Consider the following 17,583-nt stretch of genomic DNA (forward strand, 5'->3'; position numbering starts at 1 on the left):
GGGAGAGCGATGACCGACGTCGGACCAGAGGACCGGGACGTCGTCCTGGTCGGTGGCGGAGTGATGAGCGCGACGCTGGGCGTGCTGCTCAGCGAGCTGGAGCCGGGCTGGACGATCACCGTGGTCGAGCGGCTGGACGCCGCGGGGCTGGAGAGTTCGAGCGCCTGGAACAACGCCGGCACCGGGCACGCCGGGCTGTGCGAGTTCAACTACACGCCCCGCCGTCCCGACGGGACCGTCGACGTGTCGGCCGCGGTGCAGATCGGTGCACAGTTCCTCACCTCGCTGACCCTGTGGGCCCACCTGGTCGAGCGCGGTCTCCTCGGCCCACCGGAGGACTTCATCCGCTCGGTGCCGCACCTGGGGCTGGGGCGGGGCGACGAGGGGGTGGCCTACCTGCGGGCCCGCTGGGAGGCCCTGCGCGACCACCCGCTGTTCGCCGGCCAGGAGTTCTCGGACGACCCGGCGGTGCTCGCCGGGTGGCTGCCGCTGGTGTTCGACCAGCGACCCCCGGGTCAGCCGATCGCGGCGACCCGCTCGGCCCAGGGCACCGACGTCGACTTCGGCGTGCTCACCCGCCGACTGCTGTCCGCGCTGGCCGCACGGGGCGCGGACGTCCGGTTCGGCCAGGAGACGCGGGGGCTGCGGCGGAGCGGGGACCGGTGGCACCTGGACGTGCGCGACCGGCGCACCGGGGCACGGCGGCAGCTGCGCACCCCGTACGTCTTCGTGGGTGCCGGCGGCGGGACCCTCCCGCTGTTGCAGGCGGCTCGGGTGCCCGAGGTGCGCCGGTACGGCGTCTTCCCGATCAGCGGCCAGTTCCTGCGCACCGACCGGCCCGAGCTGGTCGCCGCCCACCGGGCCAAGCTGTACGGCCACGCAGCGCCGGGTGCGCCGCCGATCTCGGTGCCCCACCTGGACCGGCGGGTCGTGGAGGGCCGCGACCACCTGCTGTTCGGCCCGTTCGCCGCCTTCTCCCCGCGGTTCCTCACCCAGGGGCGGCTCACCGACCTGGTGCGCTCCGTGCGGCGGGGCAACCTGCCGACCCTGTTGGCCGCCGCCCGGGACAACCGCAGCCTGATGGCCTACCTGGTGCGACAGCTGCGCCAGACCACGCAGGACCGGATCGCGGCGCTCGCGGAGTTCGTCCCGTCGGTCCGCGCCCAGGACTGGGAGCTGATCACCGCCGGGCAGCGGGTGCAGGTGCTCAAGACCACGGAGGGCCGCGGCAGCATGGTCGGCTTCGGGACCGAGCTGGTGACCTCGGCGGGCGGCTCCCTGGCGGCGCTGCTCGGCGCCTCGCCCGGGGCCTCGACCGCCGCGGCGACCATGGTGGACGTGCTGGCGGCGAGCTTCCCGGGGCGGACGGCGGCGTGGGGGCCCCGGCTCAGCGAGCTGGCCCCGTCGGCGGACACCGTGCACAGCTGGGACGCCGCCCAGCTCGCGGCGAACGTGGACCACGCCCGCGCCGTCCTGCAGCTGACCCCGGTCCGGCCCGGAGAGGACACCGCATGACCACGCCGGATGCCCTCCCGGCCCTGCTCGCGGCGCTGCACGACGCCGTCGGCCCGGCCGGCCTGGTCACCGACCCCGACCAGGTGCGCAGCCACCTGACCGACTGGCGCGGCGCGTACTCCGGCGAAGCCGCAGCGGTGGTCCGTCCTGCCAGCACCGACGAGGTCGCCGCGGTGGTCCGGCTGTGCCGGGGCGCCGGGGTCGGCGTGGTCCCGCAGGGCGGCAACACCGGCCTGTGCGGCGGCGCGGTGCCGGACGCCTCGGGTCGCCAGGTGGTGCTGTCGCTGACCCGGATGCGCCGGATCCGGGAGCTCGACCCGGCCAACCAGACGATCACCGTGGAGGCCGGCGTGGTGCTGCAGTCGGTGCAGGAGGCCGCTGCGGCCGCCGACCGGCTGTTCCCGCTGTCGCTGGGCGCGGAGGGCAGCTGCACGATCGGTGGCAACCTGGCCACCAACGCCGGCGGCACGGCGGTGCTCCGCTACGGCACCATGCGCGACCTGGTGCTGGGTCTGGAGGTGGTCCTCGCCGACGGGCGGACGTGGCACGGCCTCCGAGGTCTGCGCAAGGACAACACCGGCTACGACCTCAAGCACCTGTTCGTCGGAGCCGAGGGCACGCTCGGCATCATCACCGCCGCGGTGCTCAAGCTGTTCCCAGCCGTCCGCAGCCGGGCCACCGCCTGGGTGGCGCTGCCCGGGCCGGCGGCCGCGGTGGAGCTGATCGAGGTGGTGCGCGCGTTGGCCGGGGACCGGCTGACCGGCTTCGAGGTGATGAGCCGGCAGAGCGTGGAGTTCGTGCTCGCGCACGCGGCCGGTGCCCGCGACCCGTTCGCCGAGGCGCACCCCTGGTACGCGCTGGTCGAGCTCAGCGACACCCTGCCCGACGCCGGGCTGGGCGAGGTGGTGGAGACCGCGCTGGGCGAGGCGTTCGAGCGGGACCTCGCGCTGGACGCCGTCATCGCCTCGGGGTCGGCGCAGGTGGCCGCGCTGTGGGCGCTGCGCGAGGGGATCTCCGAGGCGCAGAACCGGGAGGGCCCCAGCCTCAAGCACGACGTCACCGTGCCGGTCAGCCGCATCCCGGCGTTCGTCGAGCAGACCGACCGCGCGCTGGCCGCCGCCGTCCCCGGCATCCGGGTGGTCGCCTACGGGCACGTCGGCGACGGCAACCTGCACTACAACCTGAGCAAGCCGGCGGACAGCGACGACGCGGCGTTCCGCGCCCGGGCCGACGAGCTGGCCCGCGTCGTCTACGACTCCACCGTCTCCTTCGCCGGCAGCATCAGCGCCGAGCACGGCGTCGGGGTGGCCAAGCGGGACCTGCTCACCGACTACGAGGACCCGCTGGAACTGGAGTTGATGCGCGGGGTCAAGGCGCTGCTCGACCCGGCGGGGCTGATGAACCCAGGGAAGGTGCTGCCGGCGGGTTGAGCGGACGCGGTCATGGACACCGCAGCAGGGGTGACGACACCCCTGCGGTTCGACGGCTGGATCCTCGGGACCGGCACCACCTCGGGCACCCGGATCGTGCTCGGGCACTGGCCGTCCTCGCCGCTGGGGGCGTTCTCCGACGTCATGGTGCAGCGGCCGGACGGGCACCGGGTGCTGCTCGCGCCGAGCGGGCAGGTGGCCGACTTCGTCGGGTCGACCTACTCCTTCGACGAGGTGCGGCTGGTGGACGTGGCGGTGACCCGGAACGGCGCGACGTGGACGGTGCGCGCCGGCCCGCTGGCGATGTCGGTCCGCGTGGGCCGCCGTCCCGTGCTGGGCCGGCTGCTGCGTGCGGTGCCCGCGCCGCTGGCCCGGCGGCCCGGCTGGGTCGGGCTGCTCGACCGGCCGGCCCGGCTGCTGACCGGGCTGCGCACCACCGGTTCGGCCGGCAACGGGCGCACCGAGTGGTACGGCGTGCAGGACCTGCACACCGTGGCCTCGGTCGACGCGACGTGGGACGGCGAGCCGCTGGGCGCGGTGTCGCCGGTGCGGCCGCCGGTCACCTTCGGGTTCGGCTCGGTGCCGCCGCGACCGTCGGTGGTGCGGGTGACGACGACGGTGCAGCTGCCCGGACCGCAGGTCAGCCGATGACCACGTTCCAGGGCCGGATGGTCCACCCGGTCACCAGCCCGTGCACGACGTAGGGGTCGGCCTCGACGAACCGCTCGACGACCTCCCGGGACGCGGTCCACACCAGCAGCGCCCGGTCGTAGGGGTCCGGCAGCGCGCCGGCGAGCAGCAGCTCACCCCGCTCGTGGGCAGCCCGGGCCAGGCCGAGGTGGTCCTCCCGCAGGGCCGTTCGGCGCTCCAGGTAGTCCTCGGCCAGCGTGTACTCCAGCAGCAGGTGCATGCCCGCCACCCTCACACACCCGGCGGCGGTTGCCGGAGCCGTGCACGGGGAACCCCGGGCGGACGAGCCGTTCCAGGAGGCACCATGCGCGCGATGACCTACCGAGGCCCCTACAAGCTGCGGGTCGAGGAGAAGGACCGGCCGCGGATCGAGCACCCGAACGACGCGATCGTCCGGGTGACACTGGCCGCGATCTGCGGTTCCGACCTGCACCTCTACCACGGGTTGATGCCGGACACCCGGGTCGGCCACACCTTCGGCCACGAGTTCATCGGCATCGTCGACGAGGTGGGCCCGTCGGTGCAGCACCTGCAGGTCGGCGACCGGGTGATGGTGCCGTTCAACGTCTTCTGCGGCTCGTGCTGGTTCTGCGCCCGCGGCCTCTACTCCAACTGCCACAACGTGAACCCGAACGCGACCGCGGTCGGCGGCATCTACGGCTACTCGCACACCACCGGCGGCTACGACGGCGGCCAGGCGGAGTACGTGCGGGTGCCCTTCGCCGACGTCGGGCCGGTGCAGATCCCCGACTGGATGCACGACGAGGACGCCGTCCTGCTCACCGACGCCGCCGCCACCGGCTACTTCGGCGCCCAGCTCGGCGAGATCGTCGAGGGCGACACCGTGGTGGTCCTGGGCGCCGGGCCGGTGGGCTTGATCGCCGCCCAGTCCTCGTGGCTGATGGGCGCCGGCCGGGTCATCGTCGTCGACCACCTCACCGAGCGGCTGGCGAAGGCCCGGGAGATGGCCCACGCCGAGACGCTGGACTACGACGAGCTGGACGACGTCGTGGTCGAGCTGAAGCAGCAGACCGACTTCCTCGGCGCCGACGTCGTCATCGACGCGGTGGGCGCGGAGGCCGACGGCAACGCCCTCCAGCAGTTCACCGGGCCGAAGCTCAAGCTCCAGGGCGGGTCGGCCACCGCGCTGAACTGGGCGATCGACGCCGCACGCAAGGGCGGCACCATCGCGGTGGTGGGCGCCTACGGCCCGATCCCGAACGCGGTCAAGTTCGGCGACGCGATGAACAAGGGCCTCACCCTGCGGATGAACCAGACCCCGGTGAAGCGGCAGTGGCCACGGATGTTCGAGCACGTGCTCAACGGACACCTGACCCCGCGGCAGATGGTCACCCACCGGTTCCCGCTGGAGGACATCGCCGAGGCGTACCACGTCTTCTCCGCCAAGCTCGACGGCTGCATCAAGCCGCTCGTCGTGCCGAACGCGACCTGAGGGAGCGACCACGATGACCGAGCCCGACATCCCCAGCGCCTACGTCCGCGACAAGCGCACCGCGCCCCCCAGCCGGGAGGAGCTGCGGGCCCGCATCCCCGGCTGGGGCGTCGACCTCGACCCCGCCGACCGGCCGTCGTCCCCGAAGCTGCAGTACCCCGCCCAGACCGGCGCCCACTGGGACTTCCCGGACCGGCAGCCGGGGTCGGCAGGGCGGGAGCGCTCCATCGAGCACGCGTTCGTGACCCCGGTGTTCGGCACCGCCCAGCCGCTGCACGGCCCGTCCGGGGCGATCCGGCGGCTGGCCTACCAGCGGTTCAGCGAGGCACGGCTGGCGCACTGGCTGCTGCTGGTCGCCGGTGACCGGGTCGACGCCTGGGGCAGCCACCTGCAGTCCTTCGGCTCCACCCGACCCGACGTGCCGGCGACCGGGGTGCGCACCGAGGCGTCGCACGGCGGCCTCCGCTCCCGTGCCGGCCGCTCCGACCGGCGCCACCACGTGGTGGACCCGCTGCTGGTGGCCGGCCCGTGGGTGGCCGCGGCCGGCGTCGGTGCGGTGGCCGTCCGACGGCTGGCCCGGGCGTTGCGCCGCTGACCCGCCCGACGGGCGCGGACGCTGAGGCCGCGCCGCTCACGTGGTCGACGGTTCAGATCGACCGGGTGGTCCCGGCGCGATCGCGATGGGCGCCGTCGACCGTGGGCCAGAACCAGAGCGACGCTCGGACCTGCTGACCGGTGGGAGTCCGGACGGCTCTCATGGACGCTCCGTCGTGTCGACGCTCAGCCGCCGCTGCCTCGACGTCTGACCGGGAGCATGTCAGCGCGCCCACCGTGCCGGGCCAGGGGCCTCGGCGCGCCAACGGTTGCAGGCGTGCAACCACGCTGTGAGGGTGGGCGGAGTTGCCCGGCCCCAGAGAGCACACGGTGGGCAGGAAGCGCGCTGAGCAGCGGCGCGCGCGGGGACGTCGTCCCGGATCGGCTTCGACGATGAGGCGGTGGCTGAGGCCGGGCACGGCTCGGTGGGCCGGGCGACGAGCACCGCAGACAGCCGGATTTCCATCAGGAGGCATGGCATGCAGACCGACCGCATCGCAGAACCGTGGGGCACCCGGACGCCGTACGGGCCGGGGGAGGCGTGGCCCACCCGGGTCGACACCCACCTGGCCGACGGGGTCGCCCCCGAGGACGTCGACCGCTGGGTCCAGTCGGCGACGATCCTGCACTCCAACGGCGACGGCCTGGACATCGCGGTCAAGGACGGCGAGATCGTCGGGGTCCGTGGTCGGGAGGTCGACCGGGTCAACCACGGCCGGCTCGGGCCCAAGGACCTCTTCGGCTGGCAGGCCAACAAGTCACCGGACCGGTTGACCAAGCCGCTGATCCGGCGCAACGGGAAGCTGGTGGAGACGGACTGGGACACCGCGATGGACGCGGTGGTCAACCGGACCAAGGAGCTGCTGGACGAGCAGGGCCCCAGCGCGATCAGCTTCTACACCACCGGGCAGCTGTTCCTGGAGGAGTACTACACCATGGGGCTCATCGCCCACGGTGGCATCGGCACCAACCACGTCGACGGCAACACCCGGCTGTGCACCGCGACGGCGGCCGCGGCGCTCAAGGAGTCCTTCGGCTGCGACGGGCAGCCCGGTTCCTACACCGACATCGACCACGCCGACGTCATCGCGCTCTACGGCCACAACATGGCCGAGACCCAGACGGTGCTGTGGACCCGGGTCCTGGACCGGCTGGCCGGGCCGAACCCGCCGAAGGTCATCTGCGTCGACCCGCGGATGACGCCGGTCGCGCGCGAGGCCACCATCCACCTGGCGCCCCGGCCGGGCACCAACGTGATGCTGATGAACGCCCTGCTGCACGAGATCATCGCCAACGGCTGGGTGGATTCCGACTACGTCCAGGCGCACGCGGTGGGCTTCGCGGAGCTGGAGAAGCGCGTGGCGGACTACCCGCCGGAGGTCGCCGCGGAGGTCTGCGACGTGCCGGCCGAGCAGATCCGGGAGGCCGCCCGGGTCCTCGGCCAGGCGGAGCGGCTGCTCTCGACCGTGCTGCAGGGCTTCTACCAGTCGCACCAGGCCTCGGCCGCTGCCGTGCAGGTCAACAACGTCAACATCATCCGCGGCATGCTGGGCAAGCCCGGCTGCGGGGTGCTGCAGATGAACGGCCAGCCGACGGCGGAGAACACCCGCGAGTGCGGTGCCGACGGCGACCTGCCGGCCTTCCGTAACTGGTCGAACGACGAGCACGTGAAGGACCTCGCGAAGGTCTGGAACCTCGACCCGATGCAGATCCCGCACTGGTCGCCGCCCACCCACGCCATGCAGATGTTCCGCTACGCCGAGGAGGGCTCCATCCGGTTCATGTGGGTGCAGGCCACCAACCCGGCGGTCTCCCTGCCCGAGCTGGGTCGGATCCGGGAGATCCTGGCCCAGGAGCGCCTCTTCCTCGTGGTGCAGGACATCTTCCTGTCCGAGACCGCGCAGCTGGCCGACGTGGTGCTGCCGGCGGCCACCTGGGGGGAGAAGACCGGCACCTTCACCAACGTCGACCGCACCGTGCACCTGTCGGAGAAGGCGGTCGAGCCGCCCGGCGAGGCGCGGCCGGACCTGGACATCTTCATCGACTTCTCCCGGCGGATGGGCCTGCAGGACAAGGACGGCCAGCCGCTGGTGAAGTGGGACGACCCGGAGGGCGCGTTCGAGGGCTGGAAGGACTGCACCCGCGGGCGGCCGTGCGACTACACCGGCCTGAGCTACGAGAAGCTCCGCGGCGGCAGTGGCATCCAGTGGCCGTGCAACGCGGAGAACCCCGACGGCACCGAGCGCATCTACGTCGACGGCCAGTTCTGGGCAGCACCCGACTACTGCGAGAGCTACGGCCGGGACCTGGTCACCGGCGCGCCGCTGTCACCGGTCGAGTACAAGGCGCTGAACCCCACCGGCAAGGCGGTCCTGAAGGCGGTCGAGTACCTGCCGCCGCACGAGATCGTCAGCCAGGAGTTCCCCTTCCAGCTGATCACCGGGCGCACCCTCTACCACTTCCACACCCGGACCAAGACCGCCCGGGCGCCGCAGCTGCAGAAGGCGGCGCCGGAGGTGTGGGTCGAGCTGTCGGCCAGTGACGCCGCCGACCGTGGCTTCACCGAGGGCGACCTGCTGGAGATCAGCACCCCCCGCGGCCGGGTGGAGGCCCGGCTGCGGATCAGCGGAATCCGGCCCGGCGTGGCGTTCCTGCCGTTCCACTACGGCTACTGGGACTCACCGTCGGGCCACGAGCCGGGCGGCAAGCGGGGTCGGGCGGCCAACGAGTTGACGCTCACCGACTGGGATCCCGTGTCCAAACAGCCGATCTTCAAGACCGCTGCGGCGGCGGTCCGCCGGTTGTCGAAGGGCAAGGGGAGCCCGTCCCTGGCACCCACGACCACGGGATCGCGGCCGGTGACGGCCGACGTGCCGCCCACCACCGGCGGGCCCGCCGCCGCCGTCACCGAGCAGATGGCCGCGACCGGAGGTGTGAAGTGAAGCTGGGACTCGCGATCGGGGAGCTGCACCGCTCGGAGAACCACCTCGCCGGCGCGCTGCTGGCGATGTCGGACCGGCACAAGGCCGACCACGAGATCTTCTACGTGGCGCGGGACATCGCCCGCTGGTCCCAGGACCACGTCCAGGCGCTGGCCGCGATCGGTCGGGACTACGACGTCGAGCTGGACGCGCAGCCGGAGGGCGACCCGAGCCTGCTGGCCAGCCTGCGGCAGAAGGCGTCGGACGCCGTGGGCCGCCGGCCCGAGCCGGGGCTGCTGCTCCTGGCCGACCTGCGGCACGTCTACCGGGAGGCATCCGGGGTGTCGCTGGACTGGGAGCTGCTGGCCCAGGCCGCCCAGGGAGCCAAGCAGGAGGAGCTCCTGGCACTCGCCCAGCGCTGTCACCCGGAGACGTTGCGCCAGGTGGGGTGGGCCAACGCGATGCTCAAGGTGGAGGCGACCCAGGTGCTGGTCAGCTGATGGCGCAGGAGGCACCGGCGGCCCGGGTCGTGCTCCGTCCCCTGGCAACGCCCCTGCCGCTGGGCTTCCTCGCACTGGCGTTGGCCACGACGGTCTTCAGCGCCGTGCAGCTGGGCTGGGTGGAGCCGGACCAGGGGCGGATCGCGGCGATCACCGCCCTGGCGGCCACCGTCCCGCTGCAGCTGCTCGCCTCGGTCATGGGCTTCCTCACCCGTGACCCGGTGGCCGCCACCGGCATGGGCGTGCTCAGCGGCACCTGGGCGGTGGCCGGGTTCACCACGTACAGCCTCGCGCCGGGCACCACCAGCTCCGGGCTCGGTGTGCTGCTGGTGGTCGCCGGGATCGCGATGCTGGTGCCGGCGGCAGCGGCGGTCGGCAGCAAGGTGATGCCGGCCCTGGTGATGACCGTCGCCGCGACCCGGTTCGCCACCACGGGGGTCTACGAGATGACCGGCTCTGCCGACTGGGAGGCCGTGGCCGGTTGGGTCGGCATCCTGCTGGCCGCGGTGGCGTTCTACACCGCGCTGGCCCTCGAGCTGGAGGGGGCGCAGGAGAGCACGGTGCTCCCGGTGGGCCGGCGCGGTCCGGGCCGGTCCGCGATGGACGGCGAGGGACCGCTGGAGCCGGCCGACCTGGCCGAGGAGGCCGGCGTCCGGCCGCAGCTGTGACGCCGCCGGCCGGCGTGCCGCGGGCCGGTCAGGACGGAGGCGAGGCCGTGGGGGTGAGCAACGGCTCGTAGTCCGCAGCCGACAGGGGCTGCGAGGTCAGCGCACCGGAGGGCAGGGGCGCGTCGACCGGTTCCCCGTCCCGGGTGAGCAGCACCTCCTCGACCTCCGGCAGGCTGGTCGCCGTCAGCACGATCTGGGCCACCGCCCGGCGGCTCTCCTGCCCGGCCGGCGCCTCGGCGTCCCCGCCCAGGTCGATCGTCACCGTCCCGTCGGACAGCTCGTCCACCGACAGCGACGTCTCCGGCCGTAGCGCGGTGGACAGCCGATCGGTCAGCTCACCGGTCGTCGGACCGGTCGCCAGGTCGTCGAGCAGCTGGTCGAGCCGTGACGACAGCGCACCGGAGCGGAGCGACCGGCCGCGCGGGACGAGGGCGCCGTCCTCGGCCACCAGGTAGATGCGCGGCTCGTCGATCCGCGCGGAGGCCGAGGGGGCGCCGGTGACGGTCGGGCTGGGGGACGCGAGGTCGTAGGGCACCTGCGAGGTGGGGATCGGCTCGGGTGCGCCGCCGGTCGGGACGCCGCAGCCGGCCAGCGCCCCGGCCAGCAGCAGCGCGCCGGACCGGCGCCCCCCTCCGGAGGAGCGCGTGCGGAGGCGGCTCACTGCGCTGCGCCGGGGAGGGAGAGGGTGAAGCGCGCGCCGCCGAACGGGCTCTCGGAACACCAGGCGCCGCCGCCGTGCCCGGTCGCGGTCTCCTCCACGATCGCCAGCCCCAGACCGGCGCCGGGCAGCGACCCGCGGGCCGCCCGCGGGCCTCGGGCGAACCGCTCGAACACCCGCTCCCGCTCGACGAGGGGCACGCCGGGGCCGGCGTCGTCGACCATCACGACCACCGAGCCCTCCCGGCGTTCCACCAGCACCGCCGCCGCCCCGCCGGCGTGCCGGTCGGCATTGTCCAGCAGGTTGGTCACCGCCCGCTCCAGCCGGTTCTTGTCACCCTGCACGACCGTCTCCTCGTCCGGGTCCGCGGACAGCACCACCTCCGGCCCGCCGCGGTGCGCCAGGACCTCGCGGACGAGGGCGGCCAGCGAGACGGGCTCGTCCGACGCCGTCACCGGGTCACCGTCCACCCGGGCCAGCTCCAGCAGGTCGTCCAGCATCCGGCGGAACCGGCCGAGCTCCCCCTGGATGAGGGTCAGCGCCTGCTGGCCGCGTGGGGAGAGCTCCTCACGGCGGGCACCCAGCACCTCGACGCTGGTGACCAGGCTGGTCAGCGGGCTGCGCAGCTCGTGGCTGACGTCGCCGACGAACCGGGTGTCCCGGTCGATCCGGGAGGCCAGCGCATCGACCATGCTGTTGAAGCTGGCGACGATGGCCAGCAGGTCGGGGTCCTCCGTGGGCGGCAGCCGGATGTCCAGCTCACCCCCGGCGATCCGGGTCGCCGCCCCGGCCACCTGCTCCAGTGGCTGGACGACGCGCCGACTGGCCCAGGCTCCGAACAGCGCCCCGGCCAGGGTGGCGGTCGCCGCGCCGGCGCCCAACACCGCGGCCAGCGTGCGCAGCGCGGTCTGCAGCTCGACCAGCGGGGCGACCTCGTAGAACTCGACGCCCGCCGCGGCGATCGGGATGCCGATCACCAGCTGCGGACCGGTCGGGCTGTCGACCCGGGCGGTGCTGGCCGTCCCCGAGGCCACCAGCTCCTGCAGGGGCCCCGGGACGTCACGGGCGCCGACGTCCAGCCGCGAGGAGTACCAGGCGCCGCCGCTGCGCACCACGACGTCAGCGCCACCGGAGGGGACGAGGTCGTCGAGCTCGTCACCGACCTCGCTGCCCGCCGTGGACAGCCGGCTGGCCAGCACGTTGGCGTCGGTGAACGCCTGCCGGGTGGCGGCGCTCTCGCGCTGGTCCAGCAGGTAGCTGCGGGCGAGCGCGAAGGTGGTGGTCACCAGGACGGCGGAGACCAGCAGCGCGCCGACGGCGAAGGCGAGCACGATCCGCGCCCGCAGCCGTCTCGGCGCGAGCGCCAGCCTCACTGCGGGTCCAGCCGGTAGCCCAGGCCCCGCACGGTCACCACGAGCGTCGGCGCGCCCGGGTCCCGCTCCACCTTGGTCCGCAGCCGGCGCACGTGCACGTCCACCAGCCGCTCGTCGCCGAAGAACCCGTGCTCCCACACCCGCTCCAGCAGCGCCTGCCGGCTGAGCACCCGGCCGGGGGAGGCGGCCAGCTCGCAGAGCAGCCGGAACTCGGTCAGCGTCAGGTGCAGCTGCTCGGTGCCGCGGTGCACCGTGCCCCGGTCCGGCCGGAGCACCAGCGGTGCCGCCGGGTCGCCGTCGAGGACCAGTTCCTGGGGGCGCTCGTCCGCACCCGAGCTCGCGCTGATCCGGCGGCGCAGGGCGCGCAGCCGGGCGGTGATCTCCTTGACCTGGAACGGCTTGGTCACGTAGTCGTCGGCGCCGGCCTCGAGTGCGGCCACGATGTCGTGCGTGTCGGCCCGGGCGCTGACCACCACGATCGGCAGGTCGTTGGCGCGGCGGACCTCGCGGATGACGGCGTAGCCGTCCATGGCGCCGAGCATCAGGTCGACGATCATCAGGTCCGGCGCGGCGATCGCCACCTGCCGGCAGGCGTCCTCTCCGCTGGCCGCCTCGGCGACCTCGTAGCCCTCGTCCTCGAGGGCCCAGCGCAGGGGCATGCGGATGTGGTCGTCGTCCTCGACCAGCAGCAGACGCGGCGACACGCGGCCCATGCTGCCATCGCCGCGGTGCGCGCCCCGCGCCGGTCGGGGAGCCGTCACACGATCGCAAACCAACCAGCGGGGGATCGCAAGGTGCGGCACCCATCCTCGGAGGGGTCCACCCGACCACGCAGAGCCGCGGGGAGCACTGCCGATGACCGCCACCGCCGTCCACCGTCCACCGACGGGCGCGGACGCCGAACCCGCGCGTCCCGGCCGGGACGGTCAGGTGGTCCTACGGCTGTCCGACGACCTGCTGGCCGACGGGCTCGCGGACCTGCGCTGGCTGCTGCACGACGCCCTCCTGTCCGGCGCGCGCCGGCTGGTCGTGGACCTCACCGACGTCCGGCAGCTGTCCAGCACCGCGGTGGCCAGCTTCCTGTGGGCGCACCGGACCTGCCGGGCCCGCGGCGGCGCCGTCGTCCTGCGCGGGGTGAACCGGCGCACCGAGGACCTGCTGCACCGCACCGGCCTGTGGCGGGTCATGCAGCTGGAGGACCCGGCTCACCCGACAGAGGGCTGATCGGCCCGCCGCACCGGCGCTGCACAGGCCGGTGGGCGAGACTCCCGGCATGTCGAATCCCGCCTCTCACCGCGGTGGGCCGCTGAGCCGCCTGGTCGGCTCGGTGCGGAGCAGCCTCTGGCCCATCCCGGCGCTGGGCGTGCTGCTGGCCATCGCCCTCGGCGTGCTGCTGCCGGAACTGGACCAGCACTGGGCGACCCGGGAGCACCCGCTGACCTTCGCCTTCGGCGGCGGGGCGTCCGCGGCGCGCAACCTGCTGGCCGCGATCGCCGGCTCGCTGATCTCGGTGACGGGCGTGACCTTCTCGCTCACCGTCGTCGCGCTGCAGCTGAGCAGCAGCCAGTTCACGCCCCGGTTGCTCCAGACCTTCTCCACCGACCGCACGGTGCAGCTGACGCTGGCCCAGCTCGTGCTCACCTTCGTCTACGCCCTCACCGTGCTGCGGACGGTGCGCACCGAGAGCGCCACCGAGGACGAGAGCGCCTTCGTGCCACGGCTGTCGATCACGGTGGCCTACCTGCTGGCGCTGGGCAGCGTGCTGGCGCTGGTCCTCTTCCTGGGCCACCTCTCCCGGCTGCTGCGGGTGGAGACGATGTTGCGCGACGTGCACGACGAGGCCACCCAGACCGTCGCGCGGGAGCTCGACGAGCCGGACGACGGGGCTCACGACACGGTGGGGGACCACGGTGCCGGACCGCCGGTGCCGCTGGTGGCCCGGTCCAGCGGCTTCCTCGTCGGGGTGGACGAGAGGGCGGCCGTCGCCGCGGCACGCGAGGCCGGGGTGGCGGTCACCCTGGCCGTGCGGATCGGTGACTCCGTCGTCGAGGGGACGCCGGTGGCCCACGCCCGGTCGCTCGCGCCGGGCGGCAGCCCGGACACCGGGACGCTGGAGGAGGCGTTGGACTCGAGCTTCCAGCTGCACTACGAGCGGACGCCCGACCGGGACCTCGCCTACGGGCTGCGCAAGGTCGTCGACATCTGCGTCCGCGCCCTGTCCCCGGGCACCAACGACCCGACGACGGCGGTGCACGCCCTCTCGCACGCCTCCGCCTTGCTCGGGCGTTTCGCGGAGTGCCCCGTGCCGCCCCGCACCTGCCGGGACGAGGAGCAGCGGGTCCGGCTCGTGGTACCGCCGTGGCATCTGCCGGAGCTCCTGCAACTGGCCGTCGAGGAGCCGCTGCAGTTCGCCGAAGGACAGCCCACCGTGCTGCGCCGGCTGGCGGGGCTGTTGCGGGAGTTCGCCTGGCGCGCCCAGGGCCGCGGCGTCGACGAGCTGGTCTGCCGGTACGTCGACGCGGTCGCCGAGCGGGCGCTGGAGTCCACCGCCGTCCTCGAGTCCGAGACCAGCGCCTGGCGGCAGGGGGTCCGCCAGGCGCTGGCCGGGAGCTGGCCGGCCGAGGTCGGCTGACCGTCCCGGGCGTCAGCCGACGACGGTCTCCCGCGGTGCGTTCCGGAGGAGCAGTTCGTCACCGGAGGCCCGCATCGTGGAGCGCAGGTCGGAGAGGACGTGCAGACCGACGGCGTCGGCGGCCTGCACGTCGGCCAGGTCCAGGACCACGGTCGAGTGCCCGAGCCGGCGGAGCCCCTCGACGGTGCCCCGGAGCAGGTCGGCGCCCTGGGGGGTGAGGTGTCCGCTGACCCGGACCCGGCCGGTGTGGCCGTCGACCACCTCGGTGAGCGAGGGGCCGGGGAGCGGGTGCGGTGAGCGCTGAGCGGTCACGTCGTCCTCCGGGGTGTCGGCATCGGGCTGGTCTGTGACGGGTCGCTGGGGCGGATGGCAGGCGACGAGGGGCGGCGGTGGCTCCCGACCCGGTTCGCCGGGACCTGAGAGTGGCACCCGACCGGCGCGGCCGACAGGCCTGCGGGCGGACCGTCACGTACCTGTCACATCGCCGCCGTGGACCCCGGCGCCGCCATCGACCGGCGCCGGCCGGTGTGTTTCCGGCCGGGGCGGGCTGGCTACGGGGGTCGGGATCAGCCGGGCGCAGCTGCTGCGTCCCTGCGAACCCCACGGCAGGAGGGGAGCGGGCCGAGCGGGCGAACAGGACGAGGAGAGCGGCATGTGGTGGGACTCGTGGGCGGACCTGGGCCGGATCCTGGCGGTGGGGGCGGCGGCCTACGTCACCCTGGTCGTGGTGCTGCGCTTCTCCGGCAAGCGCACGCTGGCGAAGCTGAACGCCTACGACCTGGTCGTCACCGTCGCGCTCGGCTCGGTGCTGGCCACGATCCTGCTGAGTTCCGACGTCTCCTGGGCCGAGGGCCTCACCGCACTGGCCCTGCTGGCTGCGCTGCAGATGCTGGTCGCCTGGGCCTCGGCCCGTTGGGGCGGGGTGCGCAGCGTCCTGACGGCGCGGCCGACGCTGCTGTTCCGTGAGGGCCGGCCGCTGCCGGGGCACATGGAGGAGCAGCGGGTGACGCTCGACGAGATCCGGCAGGCCGTCCGGGCCAGCGGATCCGGCGACCTGGCCGACGTCGCCGCCGTGGTACTGGAGACCGACGGCTCCTTCAGCGTCGTCCCGAGCAGCAAGATCGGGAACTGGTCGGCCTTCGAGGGGGTCGCCGGCGCGGAGGTCGGTGCCACCGGAGACCAGGCGGCCTGACCGCGGGGGCCTGGGCGGGCTGCCCCCCGGGACCGGGGACGGTCGCTTTGCGATCCTGTGACGGTTGCCCGGACACGCAGGCGCCGACCTACCGCGGGCGGCGCTCGTCACTCAGGGTGTGCGCATGGTCTCCGTCTGGATCCTCTCCCTGCACAACCTCCACTGCCCGGAGTGCGACACCCTGCTCATCGAGCGCGCCGGCCGGTTCGAGGTGCCCGGCCGCCCGCGCCCGGTCCTCGTGGGGGAGGTCGGCACGCTGTGCTGCCGGGGGGGCCACCCGCTGCCCAGCCGACACGAGCTGTACGCGCACCGGGAAGAGCGTGGCCACGCCCGGACGGCGACCGTCCGGGAGGTCGCGCCCCCCACCTCCACCGACGTCCAGCTGGTCGCGGCCGGTGCGCCGCTGGCCGACGCGTGAGCCGGCGATGACCCTCTCCATCGCACCGGCGGACACGACCACCACCGACGGTGGGCGACGGAGCGGGGGACGGCTGGGCGGCGCGCTCGCCGCCCTGCTGCGGTGTCCCGACTGCGCGTCCCGCGACCTGGTGGACGCCACGCAGCCGACCGAGGGCCACAGTTGGTGGGCGACCATGCTGTGTCGTGCCTGCGGGTGCGAGTGGATCGCCCGCTCCTGACCGTCCCCGGTCGGCCGCGTGCCCGGCCGGTCAGCCCAGCGAGCTGATCAGCTCGCGGCAGGCCTGCTCGCAGCGGCGGCAGGACTCCGCACAGACCCGGCAGTGCTCGTGCATCTCGGCGTGGCCGCTGCACTCGTCCCCACACGCCTTGCAGGCGGCCGCGCAGGCCTCGAGGACGGCCCGGGTCAGGTTGGCGTCGTACCCGGTGTGCCGGGACAGCACCCGCCCGGTGGCCTCGCAGACGTCGGCGCAGTCCAGGTTGGTCCGGATGCACGTGCGCAGGTCGGCGACCATGTCCTCGGCCAGGCAGGCGTCGGCGCACGCGGTGCACGCCTGCGCACACTCCAGGCACGCCTCGATGCAGGCGACGAGCTTCTCCCGGTCGATGCCCCCGAGGTCCTGCGGGTACGTCTCCAGCATCTGGGCTGCTGCGCTCATGTCGAGTCCTCCCGTCGTCCGGGCGGCCGGTTGCCGCCACGCGTCCCCGCCGCCTACCCACCGCGGACGACGTGGTCACGTGCGTCATGGAGTCGTCATGCGGCACCGCCTAGATTCGCTGCCGGAGGCGTGCGTCGGAGCGCGCCGGCAACCGACGACCCAGCCGCGTCGCCATGGCCCGGCGGAGAGCACGAGGTACCGCGTGACCACGGACGCTGCGTCCGGCCCCATCCGGGTGTTCCTGCTCGACGACCACGAGATCGTCCGGCGCGGTGTCGCCGACGTGCTGGAGACCGACCCGGGCATCACCGTGGTGGGCGAGGCGAAGAACGCCGCCGAGGCGCTGGCCCGGGTGCCTGCGCTGCGCCCGGACGTCGCCGTCCTGGACGTGCGGCTGCCCGACGGTGACGGCGTCTCGGTGTGCCGGGAGCTGCGGTCCCGGCTGCCCGACCTCAAGGCGGTGATGCTCACCAGCTACAGCGACGACGAGGCGCTGTTCGAGGCGATCATGGCCGGGGCCTCGGGCTACCTGCTGAAGCAGATCCTGGGGCAGGACCTGGTGAGCGCGGTGCGCACGGTGGCCGGTGGCGGGTCGCTGCTGGACCCGGCCGCGGCGGCCGCGGTCATGCAGCGGATGCGCCGGGCGGCCGAGCCCAGCGGCCCGCTGGCCAAGCTCAGCGACCAGGAGCGGACGGTGCTCGAGCTGATCGGGGAGGGGCTGACCAACCGGCAGATCGGCGAGCGGATGTTCCTGGCCGAGAAGACGGTGAAGAACTACGTCTCGCACCTGCTCGCCAAGCTGGGGCTGGAGCGGCGGACCCAGGCCGCGATCCTGGCGACCGAGCTCCGGGGCTCGGGCCCCGCCTCGTCCCGGGGCTGAC

The 17,583-nt window shown here is 74.0% G+C and carries 19 protein-coding genes; 13 read left to right on the forward strand and 6 right to left on the reverse strand.

The annotated features are described in order from the left end of the window. Positions 1-9 precede the first annotated feature (9 nt). From mqo to IN07_RS06395, 3 genes are read left to right on the forward strand one after another with little or no spacing between them, the layout of a single operon-like run. Positions 10-1,515: a malate dehydrogenase (quinone) gene (mqo, locus tag IN07_RS06385; RefSeq protein WP_036334461.1), complete on the forward strand. Its 1,506-nt coding sequence runs from the start codon at positions 10-12 to the stop codon at positions 1,513-1,515. After that, positions 1,512-2,945, forward strand: a complete 1,434-nt coding sequence (locus IN07_RS06390) for an FAD-binding oxidoreductase (protein WP_036334462.1) — start codon at positions 1,512-1,514, stop codon at positions 2,943-2,945. The genes mqo and IN07_RS06390 overlap by 4 nt, the downstream gene beginning before the upstream one ends. A 12-nt stretch (positions 2,946-2,957) precedes the next feature. Continuing rightward, positions 2,958-3,596, forward strand: coding sequence for a hypothetical protein (locus IN07_RS06395; protein ID WP_036334464.1), 639 nt, complete (start codon positions 2,958-2,960; stop codon positions 3,594-3,596). Here the strand turns inward: IN07_RS06395 and IN07_RS06400 are convergent. Continuing rightward, a complete protein-coding gene (locus IN07_RS06400; RefSeq protein ID WP_036334544.1) occupies positions 3,586-3,855 on the reverse strand; it encodes a YciI-like protein in 270 nt (89 codons plus the stop codon). The genes IN07_RS06395 and IN07_RS06400 overlap by 11 nt on opposite strands. A 93-nt stretch (positions 3,856-3,948) precedes the next feature. On the opposite strand from IN07_RS06400, the gene IN07_RS06405 reads away from it, so the two are divergent. The 5 genes from IN07_RS06405 to IN07_RS06425 all read left to right on the forward strand — a co-directional run bounded on the left by IN07_RS06405 (position 3,949) and on the right by IN07_RS06425 (position 9,771). After that, positions 3,949-5,088, forward strand: coding sequence for a zinc-dependent alcohol dehydrogenase (locus IN07_RS06405; RefSeq protein WP_231558026.1), 1,140 nt, complete (start codon positions 3,949-3,951; stop codon positions 5,086-5,088). Positions 5,089-5,101: 13 nt separating this feature from the next. After that, positions 5,102-5,683 carry a hypothetical protein gene (locus tag IN07_RS06410; RefSeq protein ID WP_036334467.1) on the forward strand — a complete coding sequence of 194 codons (582 nt, stop codon included), beginning with the start codon at positions 5,102-5,104 and terminating at the stop codon, positions 5,681-5,683. Positions 5,684-6,161: 478 nt separating this feature from the next. Then, positions 6,162-8,624: a molybdopterin oxidoreductase family protein gene (locus tag IN07_RS26225; protein WP_036334469.1), complete on the forward strand. Its 2,463-nt coding sequence runs from the start codon at positions 6,162-6,164 to the stop codon at positions 8,622-8,624. Then, positions 8,621-9,103: a hypothetical protein gene (locus IN07_RS06420; protein WP_036334471.1), complete on the forward strand. Its 483-nt coding sequence runs from the start codon at positions 8,621-8,623 to the stop codon at positions 9,101-9,103. The genes IN07_RS26225 and IN07_RS06420 overlap by 4 nt, the downstream gene beginning before the upstream one ends. After that, positions 9,103-9,771: a GPR1/FUN34/YaaH family transporter gene (locus IN07_RS06425; RefSeq protein ID WP_036334473.1), complete on the forward strand. Its 669-nt coding sequence runs from the start codon at positions 9,103-9,105 to the stop codon at positions 9,769-9,771. The genes IN07_RS06420 and IN07_RS06425 overlap by 1 nt, the downstream gene beginning before the upstream one ends. Positions 9,772-9,799: 28 nt before the next feature. On the opposite strand, the gene IN07_RS06430 is transcribed toward IN07_RS06425, so the two are convergent. Genes IN07_RS06430 through IN07_RS06440 form a run of 3 tightly spaced genes read right to left on the reverse strand, consistent with a single transcriptional unit; the run spans position 9,800 to position 12,515 of the window. Further along, a complete protein-coding gene (locus IN07_RS06430) occupies positions 9,800-10,432 on the reverse strand; it encodes a GerMN domain-containing protein (protein ID WP_052090936.1) in 633 nt (210 codons plus the stop codon). After that, the gene (locus IN07_RS06435) at positions 10,429-11,802 is read right to left on the reverse strand and encodes a sensor histidine kinase (protein WP_036334474.1); all 1,374 of its coding nucleotides are present in this window, start codon (positions 11,800-11,802) and stop codon (positions 10,429-10,431) included. Before IN07_RS06435 ends, IN07_RS06430 begins: the two co-directional genes overlap by 4 nt. After that, positions 11,799-12,515 carry a response regulator transcription factor gene (locus IN07_RS06440; RefSeq protein ID WP_036334476.1) on the reverse strand — a complete coding sequence of 239 codons (717 nt, stop codon included), beginning with the start codon at positions 12,513-12,515 and terminating at the stop codon, positions 11,799-11,801. Before IN07_RS06440 ends, IN07_RS06435 begins: the two co-directional genes overlap by 4 nt. 142 nt (positions 12,516-12,657) lie before the next feature. Between IN07_RS06440 and IN07_RS06445 the strand changes: the two genes are divergently transcribed. Both IN07_RS06445 and IN07_RS06450 read left to right on the forward strand, forming a co-directional pair. Next, positions 12,658-13,026, forward strand: coding sequence for an STAS domain-containing protein (locus tag IN07_RS06445; protein ID WP_081975230.1), 369 nt, complete (start codon positions 12,658-12,660; stop codon positions 13,024-13,026). Positions 13,027-13,075: 49 nt separating this feature from the next. Further along, entirely contained in the window at positions 13,076-14,434 is a 1,359-nt protein-coding gene (locus IN07_RS06450; RefSeq protein WP_081975231.1) for a DUF2254 domain-containing protein, read from the forward strand. Between the two features lie 12 nt (positions 14,435-14,446). Here the strand turns inward: IN07_RS06450 and IN07_RS06455 are convergent, their stop codons facing one another. Next, the gene (locus IN07_RS06455; protein ID WP_036334480.1) at positions 14,447-14,746 is read right to left on the reverse strand and encodes an STAS domain-containing protein; all 300 of its coding nucleotides are present in this window, start codon (positions 14,744-14,746) and stop codon (positions 14,447-14,449) included. A 340-nt stretch (positions 14,747-15,086) separates the two neighbouring features. Between IN07_RS06455 and IN07_RS06460 the strand changes: the two genes are divergently transcribed. Together IN07_RS06460 and IN07_RS06465 are read left to right on the forward strand one after the other, a co-directional pair. Beyond that, positions 15,087-15,626, forward strand: coding sequence for a DUF421 domain-containing protein (locus tag IN07_RS06460; RefSeq protein ID WP_036334483.1), 540 nt, complete (start codon positions 15,087-15,089; stop codon positions 15,624-15,626). 124 nt (positions 15,627-15,750) lie between these two features. After that, on the forward strand, positions 15,751-16,044 hold the full coding sequence (locus IN07_RS06465; RefSeq protein ID WP_156119060.1) for a hypothetical protein: 294 nt from the start codon (positions 15,751-15,753) through the stop codon (positions 16,042-16,044). A gap of 250 nt (positions 16,045-16,294) precedes the next feature. Here IN07_RS06465 and IN07_RS06475 read toward each other — a convergent pair whose 3' ends face one another. Continuing rightward, complete coding sequence (locus tag IN07_RS06475) at positions 16,295-16,702, reverse strand: four-helix bundle copper-binding protein (protein WP_036334489.1); 408 nt, start codon at positions 16,700-16,702, stop codon at positions 16,295-16,297. 202 nt (positions 16,703-16,904) lie between these two features. Between IN07_RS06475 and IN07_RS06480 the strand changes: the two genes are divergently transcribed. Continuing rightward, positions 16,905-17,582 carry a response regulator gene (locus tag IN07_RS06480; RefSeq protein ID WP_052090940.1) on the forward strand — a complete coding sequence of 226 codons (678 nt, stop codon included), beginning with the start codon at positions 16,905-16,907 and terminating at the stop codon, positions 17,580-17,582. Position 17,583: the final 1 nt, after the last annotated feature.

Source organism: Modestobacter caceresii (assembly GCF_000761485.1).
Classification (GTDB): domain Bacteria; phylum Actinomycetota; class Actinomycetes; order Mycobacteriales; family Geodermatophilaceae; genus Modestobacter; species Modestobacter caceresii.